Origin of the sequence: Halonatronomonas betaini (assembly GCF_015666175.1) — a bacterium.
Classification (GTDB): Bacteria; Bacillota; Halanaerobiia; order Halanaerobiales; family Halarsenatibacteraceae; genus Halonatronomonas; species Halonatronomonas betaini.
The window spans coordinates 214,431-229,473 of the sequence record NZ_JADPIE010000001.1; the positions used below are offsets into that span (position 1 = coordinate 214,431).

Annotated in this window: 14 protein-coding genes; 9 read left to right on the forward strand and 5 right to left on the reverse strand. The window is 35.1% G+C overall.

The features are described from left to right. Positions 1-13 precede the first annotated feature (13 nt). A complete protein-coding gene (locus I0Q91_RS01080) occupies positions 14-991 on the forward strand; it encodes a polysaccharide deacetylase family protein (protein WP_270452300.1) in 978 nt (325 codons plus the stop codon). Positions 992-1,110: 119 nt separating this feature from the next. On the opposite strand, the gene I0Q91_RS01085 is transcribed toward I0Q91_RS01080, so the two are convergent. Then, the gene (locus I0Q91_RS01085; RefSeq protein ID WP_270452301.1) at positions 1,111-1,722 is read right to left on the reverse strand and encodes a TetR/AcrR family transcriptional regulator; all 612 of its coding nucleotides are present in this window, start codon (positions 1,720-1,722) and stop codon (positions 1,111-1,113) included. A gap of 190 nt (positions 1,723-1,912) precedes the next feature. Here I0Q91_RS01085 and fdhF point away from each other — a divergent pair, with 190 nt between their 5' ends. From fdhF to I0Q91_RS01110, 5 genes are read left to right on the forward strand one after another with little or no spacing between them, the layout of a single operon-like run. Continuing rightward, entirely contained in the window at positions 1,913-5,302 is a 3,390-nt protein-coding gene (gene fdhF / locus I0Q91_RS01090) for a formate dehydrogenase subunit alpha (protein WP_270452303.1), read from the forward strand. Positions 5,303-5,322: 20 nt separating this feature from the next. Beyond that, the gene (locus I0Q91_RS01095) at positions 5,323-5,823 is read left to right on the forward strand and encodes an NADH-quinone oxidoreductase subunit NuoE family protein (RefSeq protein ID WP_270452305.1); all 501 of its coding nucleotides are present in this window, start codon (positions 5,323-5,325) and stop codon (positions 5,821-5,823) included. After that, on the forward strand, positions 5,810-7,684 hold the full coding sequence (locus I0Q91_RS01100) for an NADH-quinone oxidoreductase subunit NuoF (RefSeq protein ID WP_270452306.1): 1,875 nt from the start codon (positions 5,810-5,812) through the stop codon (positions 7,682-7,684). Before I0Q91_RS01095 ends, I0Q91_RS01100 begins: the two co-directional genes overlap by 14 nt. Before the next feature lie 23 nt (positions 7,685-7,707). After that, the gene (locus tag I0Q91_RS01105; RefSeq protein ID WP_270452307.1) at positions 7,708-8,442 is read left to right on the forward strand and encodes a 2Fe-2S iron-sulfur cluster-binding protein; all 735 of its coding nucleotides are present in this window, start codon (positions 7,708-7,710) and stop codon (positions 8,440-8,442) included. Between the two features lie 21 nt (positions 8,443-8,463). Beyond that, entirely contained in the window at positions 8,464-9,495 is a 1,032-nt protein-coding gene (locus I0Q91_RS01110) for an FMN-binding protein (RefSeq protein WP_270452308.1), read from the forward strand. Positions 9,496-9,555: 60 nt separating this feature from the next. Here I0Q91_RS01110 and I0Q91_RS01115 read toward each other — a convergent pair whose 3' ends face one another. The 4 genes from I0Q91_RS01115 to I0Q91_RS01130 are packed head-to-tail and all read right to left on the reverse strand — an operon-like array spanning position 9,556 to position 12,966. Next, positions 9,556-10,500, reverse strand: a complete 945-nt coding sequence (locus I0Q91_RS01115; RefSeq protein WP_270452309.1) for an ABC transporter substrate-binding protein — start codon at positions 10,498-10,500, stop codon at positions 9,556-9,558. A gap of 23 nt (positions 10,501-10,523) precedes the next feature. Beyond that, complete coding sequence (locus I0Q91_RS01120; RefSeq protein ID WP_270452310.1) at positions 10,524-11,159, reverse strand: ABC transporter permease; 636 nt, start codon at positions 11,157-11,159, stop codon at positions 10,524-10,526. 1 nt (position 11,160) lies between these two features. Next, positions 11,161-11,823, reverse strand: coding sequence for an ABC transporter permease (locus tag I0Q91_RS01125; protein ID WP_270452311.1), 663 nt, complete (start codon positions 11,821-11,823; stop codon positions 11,161-11,163). Continuing rightward, positions 11,824-12,966, reverse strand: a complete 1,143-nt coding sequence (locus I0Q91_RS01130; protein ID WP_270452312.1) for a betaine/proline/choline family ABC transporter ATP-binding protein — start codon at positions 12,964-12,966, stop codon at positions 11,824-11,826. It abuts the gene before it with no gap. A gap of 155 nt (positions 12,967-13,121) precedes the next feature. Here I0Q91_RS01130 and I0Q91_RS01135 point away from each other — a divergent pair, with 155 nt between their 5' ends. From I0Q91_RS01135 to I0Q91_RS01145, 3 genes are read left to right on the forward strand one after another with little or no spacing between them, the layout of a single operon-like run. Continuing rightward, positions 13,122-13,445 carry a hypothetical protein gene (locus I0Q91_RS01135; protein ID WP_270452314.1) on the forward strand — a complete coding sequence of 108 codons (324 nt, stop codon included), beginning with the start codon at positions 13,122-13,124 and terminating at the stop codon, positions 13,443-13,445. Positions 13,446-13,448: 3 nt separating this feature from the next. Beyond that, positions 13,449-14,324: an ABC transporter ATP-binding protein gene (locus I0Q91_RS01140; RefSeq protein WP_270452316.1), complete on the forward strand. Its 876-nt coding sequence runs from the start codon at positions 13,449-13,451 to the stop codon at positions 14,322-14,324. Then, a complete protein-coding gene (locus tag I0Q91_RS01145; RefSeq protein WP_270452317.1) occupies positions 14,311-15,024 on the forward strand; it encodes an ABC transporter permease in 714 nt (237 codons plus the stop codon). Before I0Q91_RS01140 ends, I0Q91_RS01145 begins: the two co-directional genes overlap by 14 nt. Positions 15,025-15,043: the final 19 nt, after the last annotated feature.

The window sequence follows — 15,043 nt, forward strand, 5'->3', positions numbered from 1 at the left end:
GGATAGGTATTAGATGAATAAAAATAAAATTATATTAGTTTTCATTATATTTACTATCACAATATTTATTGCTGCAACTACAACCTATTTTATTCAGGCTTATAGGTTTCAGCGTTTTCAAGAGGCTGAGAAAAATGTTTATAACTCCAGCCTTTCTAATGAGGCTGTTGATAGTAGTAATGATACAGCTATTGAAAAAGAGGATAATAAGGAAACAGAAACTATAGAAAAAGAGATGTCTGATAATAATAAGAGTAATGGTTCCGCTGATGAGGTTATGACTAGTTCAGATGAAGATGAGATATTGGAAGAAGCTATTATGCCTGAAGATAGAGAAAATGAATTTGTTGATAGAGTAAGAAGACAGGCTGAAGAATTTCCTGATATATTTTATCTTCAGGGAGGCTTTAAACCAAAAGTCGCAATTAGTTTTGATGATGGTCCTAATCCTCATCATACTCCTGGTATTTTAGAAGTTTTAAATCATTATAATGTCCCTGCAACTTTTTTTGTCTTAGGTTCTCAGGTTGAATATCATCCAGAAATCTTAAGAGATATTCACCATAATGGTCATGAGGTTGCCAACCATTCATATACACATGCTAATTTTGCCAGTATTACAATTGAGCAGGTAACTCAAGAAATAGAGAGAACTAATGATATAATTGAAAGGCAAATAGGTTATAGGCCTGAAATTATTAGGCCTCCCTATGGATCTATAAATGATTCTCAGTTGGATTATTTTAGTGATAAAAATTATAAGTTTGTTAATTGGTCTCTTGATACTATGGATTGGAACGAAGATGTTAATGATCCTGAAATAATGGCATCAAGGGTTAAAAGATTATTACATCCTGGAGCAATTATACTTTTACATGATGGCGGTGGAGATAGGACAAATACAGTTAAAGTATTACCTGATTTAATTGAATATATTGAAGAATTTGGTTATGAATTGGTTACTGTATCTGAATTATTACAGGATGATTAATACTGTAAAGTATTCTCTATAAGGTTATCTCCATGGTTAATATATAGTAGTTTAATTAAACTAGAGGATATAAGAATTAGATACAGTGATGAATATGGTAAAGAGGGGAAAACCGGGGATTAATTCCCGGTTTTCTTGATTGCATTCCAGAAAAAATCTAAATGTTGCTCTGTTTTTCTTTTTAATTTTTCGCTTTCTTCTAAAGAATAATTTCTAAGAATATGTTCGAATTCATTAAAGATTAAATAGCCTAAAAACTCTTCAGTTAAGATTTCAGTTTCAATATCTTTAATATCTCCAAAATCTTTCATTTTATTGAATGCTCTGTTAAAAAAGTAACGCAGATCTTTTAAAAATCGCCTTCTCAAGATAGAACGAACAGGTTCTCTAGTATGTTCTCTTATTAAAATTCTAAAGAAATCTCGTTCGTCTTTATCAAGGCTTAACCTGTAATATTCTTCTATAACTTTTTCAAGAAAATCGCGACCATCTTTCATATCTCTGATTAGTTTTTCTTGTCTGAGTCTGGTGGCGATAGTTACAGGACCATATTTTTTAAATAGTTTTAATAATATATCTTCTTTATTTTTAAAATGATTATAAATCGAACTCTGTTGAATCCCGACAGATGAGGCTATATCCCTCATAGAAGTTCCATCATATCCTTTAGCAGCAAAAGCATGCAATGATGTTTTTAATATTTTTTTATCCATATCAGTTCTTTGTGCCATAATATTTATCCTCCTTTGAAAACATAATATAATTATATCATACATACAAGAAAAATTAATTGCAAAATAAATTAATTTTTTCTCATTAAAAAAAGGATTTATGGCTTTTATCTAGAAATGTATATGTGAAGTTAAGTTTAAATATTCACAAGTGGAGTTATTATTTAATATTATTTGGGAGGGATTATTGATGAAAGAACCAACTGGAGTAACACCTTCTGTTAAGAGAAAACCAGATCCATTGAGTTATTCAGAATTAACAGAAGACCAGGTTATGCTGCGCACATTTATTGCTATGTGTATCCCGGCAATACTTGCAGTATTTGCTATGGGTACAATGGCATTATTTAATATTTTAGCAGCAGTTATAACCGCAGTAGTTTGTCATTATATTATTAAGAAGTTAGAGTTACAGGATAACACAAAACTAGATGAGAGTACTTATCAATCGCCATATTCTGCACTAGTGGCGGGTATGATAGTAGGTCTCTGTATGGGGGAGTTTTCACCATACTGGATAACAGCTATCGTTTCTGCTGTAACCATGGTTGGATTTAAATGGGGGCAGGAGAAATATTTTGGTCGGAAGATTATTAATCCGGCTGCTGGAGCCAAAATGCTTGTCTTATTACTTATTACATTTATGTGGTTTTTGCCAGACAATTTGTCTGCAGGAATGCTTTTTTATCCAGAACATTTAGATTATAATCTTCTAACAAAAGAAGGCTTTGAAGGAGCTCTAGCATTAACTGAAGCAATGGGCTTATATGGTACAGCTAATCTAAGTGTTCCAGAGAGTTTATTGTTATTCAAAAGCCATGGTTGGATTGGTGGAGCATCCAGTGTAGCAGTAATAGCTTCTGGTGTTTTACTTGCCTACTGGATAAAATTAAAATGGCGTATAACTGTTAGTTTTCTTGGCGGTATGGCAGTTCTGGCCACAGCTATTGCATTAATTAATGGAGGTTCTGTTGTTGACAGAGTAGCTTTCCATGTTTTTGCAGGTAGTGTTATCTTCCTTGCCTTTTATATGGCTACTGAACCTCAGACGACACCATCTACTTTTAAAGGCCAGTATATATTTGGTGGTATCTTAGCAATATTAACAATGGGTTTAACTCTGGTAGGTTTATATGGGGCATCTTTTGTTGCTCTTGTAATCTTAAATCCATATGCACCTTATATAGATAGAATAGGATTGAAAGATCCATTTCCTAAAGGCAAAAATGTATTTAGTCCTGGCAAGAATTTGCCAAGGGAGAAAGATGAGACCTCTCCAGTTATGACCTATGATGAGTCTAAATGTATTATGTGTCAGCGTTGTGTTAAAGCATGTGATGAGATCCATGAAAAGGGTATATTAGGCCTGGCTGATAGAGGCTCTAATATTTTTACAACTGCTGGCTTAGGTGAACGTGGTTTTTCTGAATGTGATGGAGACGGTCAGTGCTTTGAATTATGCCCAACTGGAGCTCTTGCTCAAAAACATACAGATAATTTAGCAAGAAAATGGGAGGCAGAAAATGTAGTTAATACAATCTGTAGTAATTGTGGAACAGGTTGTAATATTAGAGCTTACGTACAGAATAATCGCTTAACAAGGGTAGAATCAGTTGTTACTGATCCTAATAATGGATCTTTATGCATAAAAGGTAGGTTTGGAAATACCTATGTTGATTCAACTGACAGATTATTGTATCCAATGATGAAAAGAGGAGATGAATTTGTTCCAGTAACCTGGGATAAAGCTTTAGATATTATCTCTTCAAAATTAAGTTCAATTAAAGAAGAATTTGGACCAGATGCTATAGCAGGTGTTGCTTCTGCTAAAAGTACTAATGAAGAAAGTTATTTATTCCAGAAGTTTATGAGAACTGCTATTGGAACAAATAATATAGATTCATCTACCAGATTATGTGATATTCCGTCAGCTAAAGCGTTAGAAGAAGCTTTTGGTTGTGGTGCTATGACTAATTCGATTACAGAGTTAGAATATGCTGACTGTATATTAGTAATTGGTTCTAATACAACAGCTTCTCATCCTGTAGTTGCTCAGTATATTAAAAAAGCTGTTCGCCAGCATGGGGCAGACTTAATAGTTATTGATCCAAAAGAAATTGAGTTGACTAAGTGGGCAACTAAATGGATAAGGCCAAAAAATGGTTCTGATCTTGCTGTTATTAATGGTATGATGAATGTTATTAAGGAATCTGGTTTAGAAGATCAAGAGTTTATAGACTCAAAAACTGAAGGTTATGCAGACTTTATTGATAGTCTGAGCGAATATACACCTGAAAAAGTTTCGGAAATGTCAGAAGTACCAGTTGAAGAGCTTGAAGAAACTGCTAAATTATTTGCTGGAGCTGAAAAGAGTTCAATAGTTTTTGCAACTGGTATGACTCAGCAGGAGAACGGTACAGATAATGTTAGAGCTTTAGCAAACCTATCACTAATGACTGGGAATATTGGTAAAGAATCAACTGGTTTAAATCAGTTACAGGGTCAGAATAATATTCAGGGTATAAATGATATGGGGGCCCTTCCTGATCATTTACCAGGTTATATCAATATCTCTAAACAAGAGGTTCTTTCTACCTTCAGTAATAAATGGGATATAAAACTTCCAGAAGAGCCAGGCTTAACTCTCATTGATATGATGGATGAAGCTGCAGCTGGAAATCTAAAATCAATGATTGTTATGGGAAGTAACCTGCTCTTATCAGAGCCTAATAGAGTTAAAACAGAAATGGCCCTTGATAATCTGGATTTCTTAGTAGTAGTTGATCCATTTATGACAGAAACTGCAGAAAAAGCAGATCTAATATTGCCTGCAGCAATTTCACTGGAGAAGGAAGGTACTTTTACAAATACTGAGAGAAGAATTCAAAAATTATCACAGGCAATGAATAAGCCAGGAAAAGTTAAAGCTGACTGGGAAATTATTGCTGCAATGAGCAAGGCTTTAGGTTATCCATTAAACTATAATGCACCAGAAAATATAATGGATGAAATAGCCAGTGTCACACCATTGTATAGAGGTGTTAGTTATAGAAAGTTAGGGCTTGAAGGTATCCAATGGCCAATTAAAGATGGCTTTGAAGGAACCCCTTATCTCTACAAAGATCGTTTCTTAACAGAAAATGGAAAGGCTAAATTCAAAACTGTGAATTATAAAGAGCCTGAAGTACAGCCTACAAAAGATTTCCCATATCTATTACTAACTGGTCGTAGTTTATTCCATGTTAGAACTGGGTCAATGACAAGGAAATCAGAAGTTTTAAAGGCTCAGGTCAATACAGCATATCTTGAGATAAATCCAGAAGATGCTGAAAGACTTGATATATCAGATAATGAAGATATTAAAGTGAGTTCAAAAATTGGCGAAATTGTTGTTAAAGCAAAATTATCTCATAAAGTTAAACCAGGTAGCGTTTTCTTGCCGATTCACTTTTCTGAATCAGCTGCAAATAAGTTGACAGATGTTAAGTTTGATAAAAAATCTGGAACACCTGCATTAAAACGTGCTATCTGTCAGGTTGAGAAAATTTCAGAAGAAGAAAAATCCTTGATGTATTCATAAATATTTGGAGGTGATCTTAATTGAAAAAAGAAGAAGCAAAAAGTATAGATAATATAATTAAGAAAAACAAAGAAATTGCAAAAAAGCAGAATAGATCTCCGTTGTTACCTGTTCTACAGGATATTCAAAAATTCTATGGATGGTTACCTGAGAAAGCTCTTATTAGAGCTTCTCAGGAACTATCAGTTCCACTTGTATCTTTATACGGTGTAGCTTCATTTTATAATGAATTTAGATTAAAACCACTCGGTAAATATCATTTTGTTGTCTGTACAGGAACAGCCTGCCATGTAAGGGGAGCTCCTTTATTAATATCTGAATTAGAAAGAATGCTAGGTATTAATACTGGTGAAGTAACTCCAGATGAAATGTTTTCACTTGAAGATGCAAGGTGTGTAGGTACCTGTGCAGTTGCACCAGTCATAATAGTTGATGGAGAGTATCATGGAAAAGCAACTAAAAAAGAGATACAGAGTTTAGTGAAAGAACTCAGGGAGGAGGGAGAAAATGAAGAAAATTGATTCCCCGGAAGTTTTAAAAAAATTCCAGGATAAAGCTAAAAAAGCAGCAAAGAGTAAAGAGCTTTTTATTACAATTTGCGGTGGTACTGGGTGTCAGGGCTCAGGATGCCAGAAAGTTATAGATGCATTAAAAACCGGTATTAAAGAAAGAGGTTTAGAAGATAGAGTTGGTGTAAAAGTAACTGGATGTCAGGGTTTCTGTGAACAGGGGCCTTTAATGGTTATAAGACCGCAAGGTATTTATTATGTTCAAATAGAACCTGAAGATATTTCAAAAATACTTGATGAAACAATTGAACAGGATAGTATTGTTGAAGAATTGCTTTATGTTGATCAATCAACTTCTGAAAAGATAACTAAAGAAGAGGATATACCTTTCTATAAAAATCAGAAAAGACTTGTATTTAAAAATAATGGTTTTATAGAACCTACTTCAATTGATGATTACTTTAATGTTGATGGTTATTCCGGTCTTGCTAAAGTACTTTATGAAATGAGCCCAGATGAAGTTATTGATGAAACAATTGAGGCTAACTTAAGAGGACGAGGTGGAGCAGGCTTCCCGGCAGGTAAGAAATGGAAGTATTGCCGGATAGAAGAGGCTGAGCCAAAGTACCTAGCATGTAATGCTGATGAAGGTGATCCAGGAGCATATATGGATAGAAGTATTTTAGAAGGTAATCCCCATCTTGTTATTGAAGGTATGATTATAGCAGCTTATGCTATTGGATGTAATAAAGGTTATATTTATGTTAGAGCTGAGTATCCGTTAGCAGTTAAGCATACTAAACATGCCATAGAAATTGCTGAAAAATATGGTCTTTTAGGCGAAAATATTATGGGCTCTGGCTTTGACTTTGATTTAGAGGTAGTTGAAGGAGCAGGGGCATTTGTAGCCGGTGAGTCTACAGCCTTAATGTATTCTATAGAAGGAAAAAGACCTATGCCAAGACAGACTCCTCCCCGGTCAGTACAGAAAGGTTTATTTGGAAAACCAACAGTTTTAAATAATGTAGAAACCTTTGCTAATGTTCCTTTGATTATGCAGAATGGTGCTGATTGGTTTAAATCTATTGGTACTGAAAATAGTACAGGTTGCAAAATTTTCTCATTAGTAGGTAAAGTAAAAAATACTGGTTTGATTGAGGTTCCAATGGGGATAACACTCCGTGAAATTGTATTTGATATTGGAGGAGGTATTCCTAATGGTAAAAAAGTTAAAGCTATTCAGACAGGAGGTCCATCTGGTGGTTGTATACCTGAAGATTTATTCGATCTTCCTGTAGATTTTGATGAATTATATAAAGCTGGATCAATGATGGGCTCTGGTGGAATGGTTGTAATGGATGAAGATACCTGCATGGTAGATGTAGCTAAGTTTTTCCTAGACTTTTTGAAAGATGAATCTTGCGGAAAATGTTTGCCATGTAGAGACGGTGTGCCTGAAATGTATAAAATATTAGAAAAAATCACTAAAGGTGAAGGCACAGATGGCGATATTGCTAATTTAAGAAGTATTGCTGAAACAATTAAAAGCACTGCTTTATGTGGTTTAGGCGATTCATCTCCAAATCCTGTTCTTTCAACTCTTGAATATTTTGAAGATGAATACAGGGCTCATATACATGATAAAGCCTGTCCGGCAGGTGTCTGTGCTGATTTAATCTATTATGAAGTTCAGGATGAAGCCTGTAAATCCTGTGATCGTTGCCGGAAGGCATGTCCAGTTGATGCTATTTCTGGTGAACCAGGAGGCGATCCATATATTATTGATAATGATATATGTATCTGTTGTGGAACATGTATTGAAGAATGCCCATTTGACGCTATAGAGATTATTCCTGGTCAGGAAGATAAATAGTGAAAATGAAAGGAGGAATATAAATGGCTGAAAAGAATATGGTTAATTTAATAATAGATGGGAAAAATATATATGCAGCTGAAGGAGAAAATCTTCTAAAAGTTGCGTGGGAGAATGATATTGATATACCTGGACTCTGTTATCATCCCAGATTAACCTTTACTGCTAGTTGTAGGCTATGTGTTGTTAAGGTTAATGATAAGGATGGTCTTGTACCAGCATGTACTTTAACAGTCGAAAAAGATATGAATATTACTGCATTTGATCCAGATATTGAGAGGCATAGAACGAATCTTTTAGATCTCATGTTAAGTAGGCATGAGTGTGATTGTGTAATGTGTGATACTGCTGGTGATTGCGAACTTCAGGAGTTAGGTTATAGATATGGATTAATGGGTTTAAGCCCGGAAAAATTTCGTAAAATATATGGTGATGTGAGTGGGAAACATAAGAAATTACCATTATTAAAATATTTAACTTATGATTCTGATGAAAATGAGCAGACTGAAACTAGAAAAACCGCTTCTTACTCAGGAGAACCTAAAGATTGTATCAGATGTGGTTATTGTGTAGAAGCCTGCCCAAATGATCTATATCCTGTATTAATAATGGAGGCTGTTGCTTATGACCAGCCTGAGTTATATAAAGGTTTATCACCTGATGATTGTATCAATTGTGGTCTTTGCTCCTTTGTCTGTCCTGGAAGAATTAAAATACCAGATTTCTTTTATAAAGAAGATAAGGTAAAATCAAAATAAAATTGTTGGAGGTGAACTTTAATGTTTGAAAAAAATATGAAATCAGCTGTCTTCTTTACAGCAGTTTTGATCTTTGCCTTCGTATTTATCTTTGTTATTGAAGGTGTTGAATATGGGGCTGTATCTCCAGGAGACCCTGATGAAGAGGTAGCTGAGGTTGAAGAGGTAGATGAAGAAGGTGAGATATTTACTGCTTCTGCTGAAGGTTATGGTGGAGAATTAACTGTAGAAGTTGAGATCGCTGATAATCAAATAATAGCTGTTAGAGTTACAGAGCACAGTGAGACTGATGGGCTAGCAGATCCTGCAATTGAAGATGTACCTGCAGCTATAGTTGATAGCCAGAGTACAGATGTTGATATTGTTTCAGGTGTTACAGTTACAAGTGAGGCTATTATGGAAGCTGTCTCAAAGGCCTTAGAAGAGGCAGGATTTGATCCTGATGCTGTTGAAGATGAAGAGCCTGCTGAAGAACCTGAAGAGGAATCAAGGGTTATAGAAGGTGTAGCAGAGGGCTATGGTGGAGATTTAGTAGTTGAAGTTGAGTTGGATGCCGATAATAAGATAATTGCGATTAATATTATTGAGCATAATGAGACTGATGATTTTGCTGATGAAGCATTAGAAGAGATTCCTGCTGCTATTATAGAAGCCCAATCAACAGATGTAGATATAGTAACTGGTGTAACAGAAACCAGTGAAGCAATCATGGTAGCAGTAGCTAATGCTCTTGAAGATGAAGGAATAGAATTAGGTGAAGCTGAAGATGTTGATGAAGAGCCGGAAGAAGCTGAAGAGGAAACAAGAATTGTAGAGGGAGTTGCAGAAGGTTATGGTGGCGATATAATAGTCGAGGTTGAATTAGGTCCTGGTGACGAAATCCTGGCAATAAATATTATTGAGCATAATGAAACTGATGGATTTGCTGACCCGGCATTTGAAGAAATTCCTGATGCTATTATAGAAGCTCAATCAACTGATGTTGATATAGTGACTGGAGTTACAGAAACCAGTGAGGCTATTATGGAAGCAGTCAAATCTGCCTTAGAATAAAAACTGATTATTAGAAAAATTTAAAGCTGCCCTTAACCGGGCAGCTTTAATTATTTTTATTTAATTTCTGAGTTCATTAATATGGTCAGCAAGATCAGAAATGGATTCTATACCTAATTCTTCAGCTTTTTCTTCTAGCATCATTAATGTCCAGGTATTATTTGCTGATGCATAATCAAGCCAGATGATATCATTTTCAGCTTCATCCCAGTCTTTAACACGCTGATATGCTTCTTCCGCTTCTGTTATTTCCTCGTCTTCCATAACAGTCATTAAGACAGTTCCAGTATATTCCCAGTATAAATCAATTTCACCACTTTCCATTGCATTTCTTAAGACGGGAGTTTCACCTAAACCGGTTCTATCATCAACTGGATAACCATGGCTTTCTAAAAGTTCAACCAGAAGGTTGCCTAAGATAAGTTGTTCTGTCCAGGCTTTTGAGCCAATTCCAATCGTTGGTCCATCTCTCTCATCCTCATAATCTCCTAATAACTCATTTTCCTCTAAAAATTCTCTTGCAACATCAACTGGTTCTCTTTCTTCAATATCTACTTCCTGATTTAATTGAGGTAATTTTTCTTCGTCAAGTAGAGGGGGCAATTGATTAATTATTTCTTCTAATTCTGGATATTCTTCTAAAATTTCATTATTTATGGTTGGAGCTGGATTATATACCGGGAAGAAATTTTTATCATCTTCTAAAATTACAAGGTCAAATGCAGGAATTCTTCCATCAGTAGCAAAACCCATTGCAACATCAACTTCTTCTTCATCTAAGGAAGAATAGCTTAAACCAACTTCCATTGTTTGAATATTATCATCACCAAATTCAAAACCGTACTCTTCTTCTAGAGCATGAATTCCGTCATCCCTCTCTAAAAACTCAATGGAAGCAGCAAGTTCTAACATGTCTTCCTGACCATTTCCGCAACCGGTAAAGATTATTGCAAAAGAAATTATCAAAATTGTTAGGATGGTAATTTTTTTACTGATATTAATCATTTAACTCCCTCCTTAGTTATTAATTATTGAAATTGAACAGTTAATTTTGTCTTAATATACTTTAATGCTTGATCTAGAGATATTGCAATTATAGCAGATAGCAAAGAACCTACAAGAATTCTAGCTGGTTCAAACATTGAGATGCCAGCAAAAATCATTCTTCCTAAACCACCAGCCCCTATTAAATCAGCAAGGATGGCAGTTCCAACAGTTACAACTGTTGCGGTTTGAATTCCAGCAATTATAACTGGAAGGGCTAAGGGCAGTTCTATCTTTAAAAGTACTTTACCAGCCGGCATGCCCATCCCTTTTGCTGCTTCTATGATATCCTGATCCAGATTTCCTAAACCAGCTAATGTATTTCTAATAATTGGGAGTAATGCATAGATTGTTAGGGCTACTACTGCAGATGTAAAACCGATACCTAGAATTGGCATGAAAATAGCTATTACAGCCAGGCTAGGTACTCCCTGAGCGATATTAAAGAAACTTATTATAGTTGGCAAATAGGGCTTAAATTTTTCTCTTGAGAGCAAAATACCAAGAGGAAGAGCTATAAGGACTGCTAATCCCACTGATAAAAATACGAGTTGCAAATGTTCTACTACTAATGAAGGGGCATTATTAATAAGTGTATCTATTATCTCCTGAAGAGTCATATTATCTCCCTTCCTGATTTTCATTGAAAAGTAAGCCAGGTGAGACGATTTTCTTTTTTAGATAGCCTATTAATAAATCTACTCCGATTGCAATTATTGAAACCATTATTGCACCTGTGATTACCATATCGTTTCTAGTTCGGCTAATACCCTGTTGGATTAATTGACCTAAATTTTGCTCGCCGATAAAGACTGCAAGTGTCGCTATTCCAACCATCATTACCAGGGCAACTCGAACTCCTGCAAATATAACAGGTAAGGCAAGGGGTAATTGTATCTCTTTAAGTATCTGTTTTTCTGACATCCCCATTCCCTTTGCAGCTTCTATAATAGATGGATCGACTTCATTTAATGCAGTGTATACATTTCTTACTATAGGGATCATTGAATATAATATTAGGCCAAAAACTGCACTTCTAGTTCTTAGTCCAAAGAAAGGAATAGTTACTAGAATACCATATAGAGCAACACTTGGTATAGACATAAAGAGACTACCTATACTCAGGATTGTATTTGCTGTTTTGTCTTTATTTCTGATTGCAACTCCAACACTAACCCAGATTATTAAAGCCAGGATGATAGCTATGCCAATTAATATGAGGTGTTGAATAGTTAAATCTGCAATATGACTTGAATTATCGATAAAATATTCAATGGTATCCATTTATACCACCTCTGGTTCTTCCAGTTCAGCTTCAGCCTGATAGCTATCTGCGATTCTATCCTGGATATCTTCAAGTCTAACTATTCCTATTAAATTATTTTCATCTGATGTTACTGGCAGGATAGATTGATTATTCTGGATTAGCCTGGTTAGAGCGTCAATTAAGCTTGCATCAGAACTGATAACCTGACTGAATTTTATATTGTCTTTCCAGTTCTTATCTTTGTTGTTATTTTTGATTCTTTCTTTATTGACATAACCAACCAGTTTTTCTTCTTTATCTATAATTAGAATATAACTCTGTCTTGATACATTAATTTTTTCTAGAACTTCTTCAGCTGAAGAATCAGTTGTTGCTGTAGGAATATTTTCTTTCATGATTTCATTCACTTTTAATAGATTTAAAACTTTCAAAGAGCGGTCTGGTCCTACAAAATCTTCAACGAATTCATTTTTGGGGTTAAATAAGATGTTTTCTGGAGTATCATACTGGACTAGCTTTCCTTGATTGAGAATTGCGATTTTATCACCCATTTTGATAGCTTCATCGATATCATGGGTTACAAAACAGATTGTTTTTTGAATCTTTTTTTGAAGACTGAGAAATTCATTCTGGAGTTGAGTTCTTGTTATTGGGTCAACAGCAGCAAAAGGTTCGTCCATTAACATGATTGGTGGGTCAACAGCCATAGCTCTGGCTACACCGATTCGCTGTTTCTGGCCACCTGAGAGCTGGGCCGGGTAGTTGTCTTTAGTATTTTCAGGGTCAAGTCCTATCAGGTTTAGTAACTCATCTACTCTTTGATCTATTTTAGATTGTTCCCAATCTTTAAGTTTTGGTACAGTTGCAATATTTTCTGCAACTGTCATGTGGGGGAAAAGCCCAATATCCTGGATTACATAACCAATATCCTGTCTTAATTCATTTGGGTTTTGCTTAATAGCATCTTTTCCATTAATAAATATTTTCCCTGAGCTTGGTTCAATTAGGCGATTTATCATCTTTAATGTAGTTGTCTTGCCACAGCCAGATGGTCCTACTAAAACACAGATTTCCCCTTTTTCAACTTTGAGTGAGAGATTGTCTACCGCTGGAGTTTTTTCTCCAGGATAGGTTTTACTGATATTTTTTAATTCAATCATTGCATCCCACCTCCATTAATTACCAGCATAAAATTATAACATAAAATTCTGTCAACTTCAAATTACTGGTTGTTTCTTTGTATTGATGGTGAAAATATGGTAGGATAAAAGATGAAAGTTAATTATTTTACTTAACTATAAAGGGGTTGATTTATATGAAAGCTGAAAGGAAAAACAGTATTACTAGAGGTATGATCTGGATGCTAATTATATCAACATTATTGTTCTGGTTACCAGTTGCAGGTCCATTATTAGCTGGAATCGTTGGAGGCAAGAAAGCTGGCGGTGTTGGTTCAGCAATTATGGCAGCTTTTTTACCTGCATTCTTACTAGGTGTTTTCCTGTTTTTGGTATCTTCTTTATTAACCGGGATCCCATTATTTGGTGTTTTAGCCGGGGCTGGAGGTGCGGCTGCTGGTTTAACTCAGGCAGGACCGATACTTGTAGGTGCTATTGTTGGCGGACTTCTGGCTGATTGATCTATGTTAATAAAAGTTGAGGACTTAAAGAAGTCGTTTGGTAAAAGGACTGCTCTCAAGGGAATATCTTTTGAGTTGGAAGCAGGGCAAATTTATGGTTTATTAGGTCCCAATGGGGCTGGTAAGACAACTACAATAAAAATATTAACAGGGCAATTAAGGGCAGATTCTGGTCAGGCTTTATTGTTTGGCGAAAAGGTCTTTGGGAGACAGGAAGAAGTATTAAGTAATGTTGGGATTGTTCCTGAAGATGCTAATCTTTATGAACGCTTAACTATCGAGCAGAATTTAAATTTTTTTAAGAGGTTATACCAATGTTCTGGTGAGTTAATTGATTTTTATTTGGAGAAAGTCAGTTTACTCGGTGAGAAGAAGACTAAGGTTAAGGATTTGTCTAAAGGGATGAAGCAGAAAGTTTTACTGGTCAGGGCTCTAATTCATCGGCCAGAAATATTGATTTTAGATGAACCAACTTCTGGATTGGACCCGGCATCTGCTGATTCGTTACACAATATACTTCTTGAGCTGAAAGAGGAAGGGATTACTATTCTTTTAACCTCTCATAATATGGAGGAAGTTGATAAGCTCTGTGATAGAGTTGGGTTCTTGAATCAGGGTGAATTAGTTGCATCAGGCAGGCCCTTTGATTTAAAGCTGAATTATAGTGAAAATAGGGTTAGGGTTTTATATTACTATCAAAAGTCGAGTGAACAGAATTTGATTGAAAAGACCATGCAATTAGATGATCCTGAGGCAGGAGAGTTTATTGCTGATTTAATTAAAAGTGGAAGAATGAAATCAATCCATTCTCTGGAACCGACACTTGCTGATATATTTGTTAAACTGACCGGGAGGAATCTTGAAGATGATGGCTCTTAATAGGATTCTGGCGATTTTAATTAAAGAGGCTCAGGATATAAGATCGAATTCAAACCTTTTAGTTATGTATCTGATGCCGATTTTATTTACTTATATCTGGGAGAATCTTATTCCTGAAATGCCTGATGGTTTTGGGGCAGCCTTTGGATTAATATTTTTAGTTGTGATGGTTGGGATGTATGTTCCATCTATGATGATAGCAGAGGAAAAAGAGAAAAATACTATGGAAGTATTAATGCTTTCTCCAGCCAGACCTGTAGAAATATTTATTGGTAAAGGACTATTAACCTTTGTTTCTATCATATTAATTTCACTGGTTTTAAGTATAATGGTTGGGTTAAGTATTAATATTCAGCTGATTATTGTTTTTGCTACAGCGCTTACTTCATTATTTGCTATATTTGTTGGGATGATTGTAGGTTTAATATCGCCAAATCAGATGTCTACCGGTGTAGTTGGACTTCCGATATATTTATTATTATTGCTTATTCCTCAGCTTGCTGGAATGGGTATTACTGCAGTAGACTTTATAGCTAGATTTTTGCCAACATATTATTATTTGAATGTTTTAGAATTGACTTTGATTGAAAGAGTTGCAATTACAGATTTATATTTACAGTTTTCTATAATAGCTATTAGTGCAGCTTTGATTTTTGCATTGCTGTTATTGGTTTATCGAAGGAAGGGTTTGTTGGACTAGAATTGTTAAATTCTATATT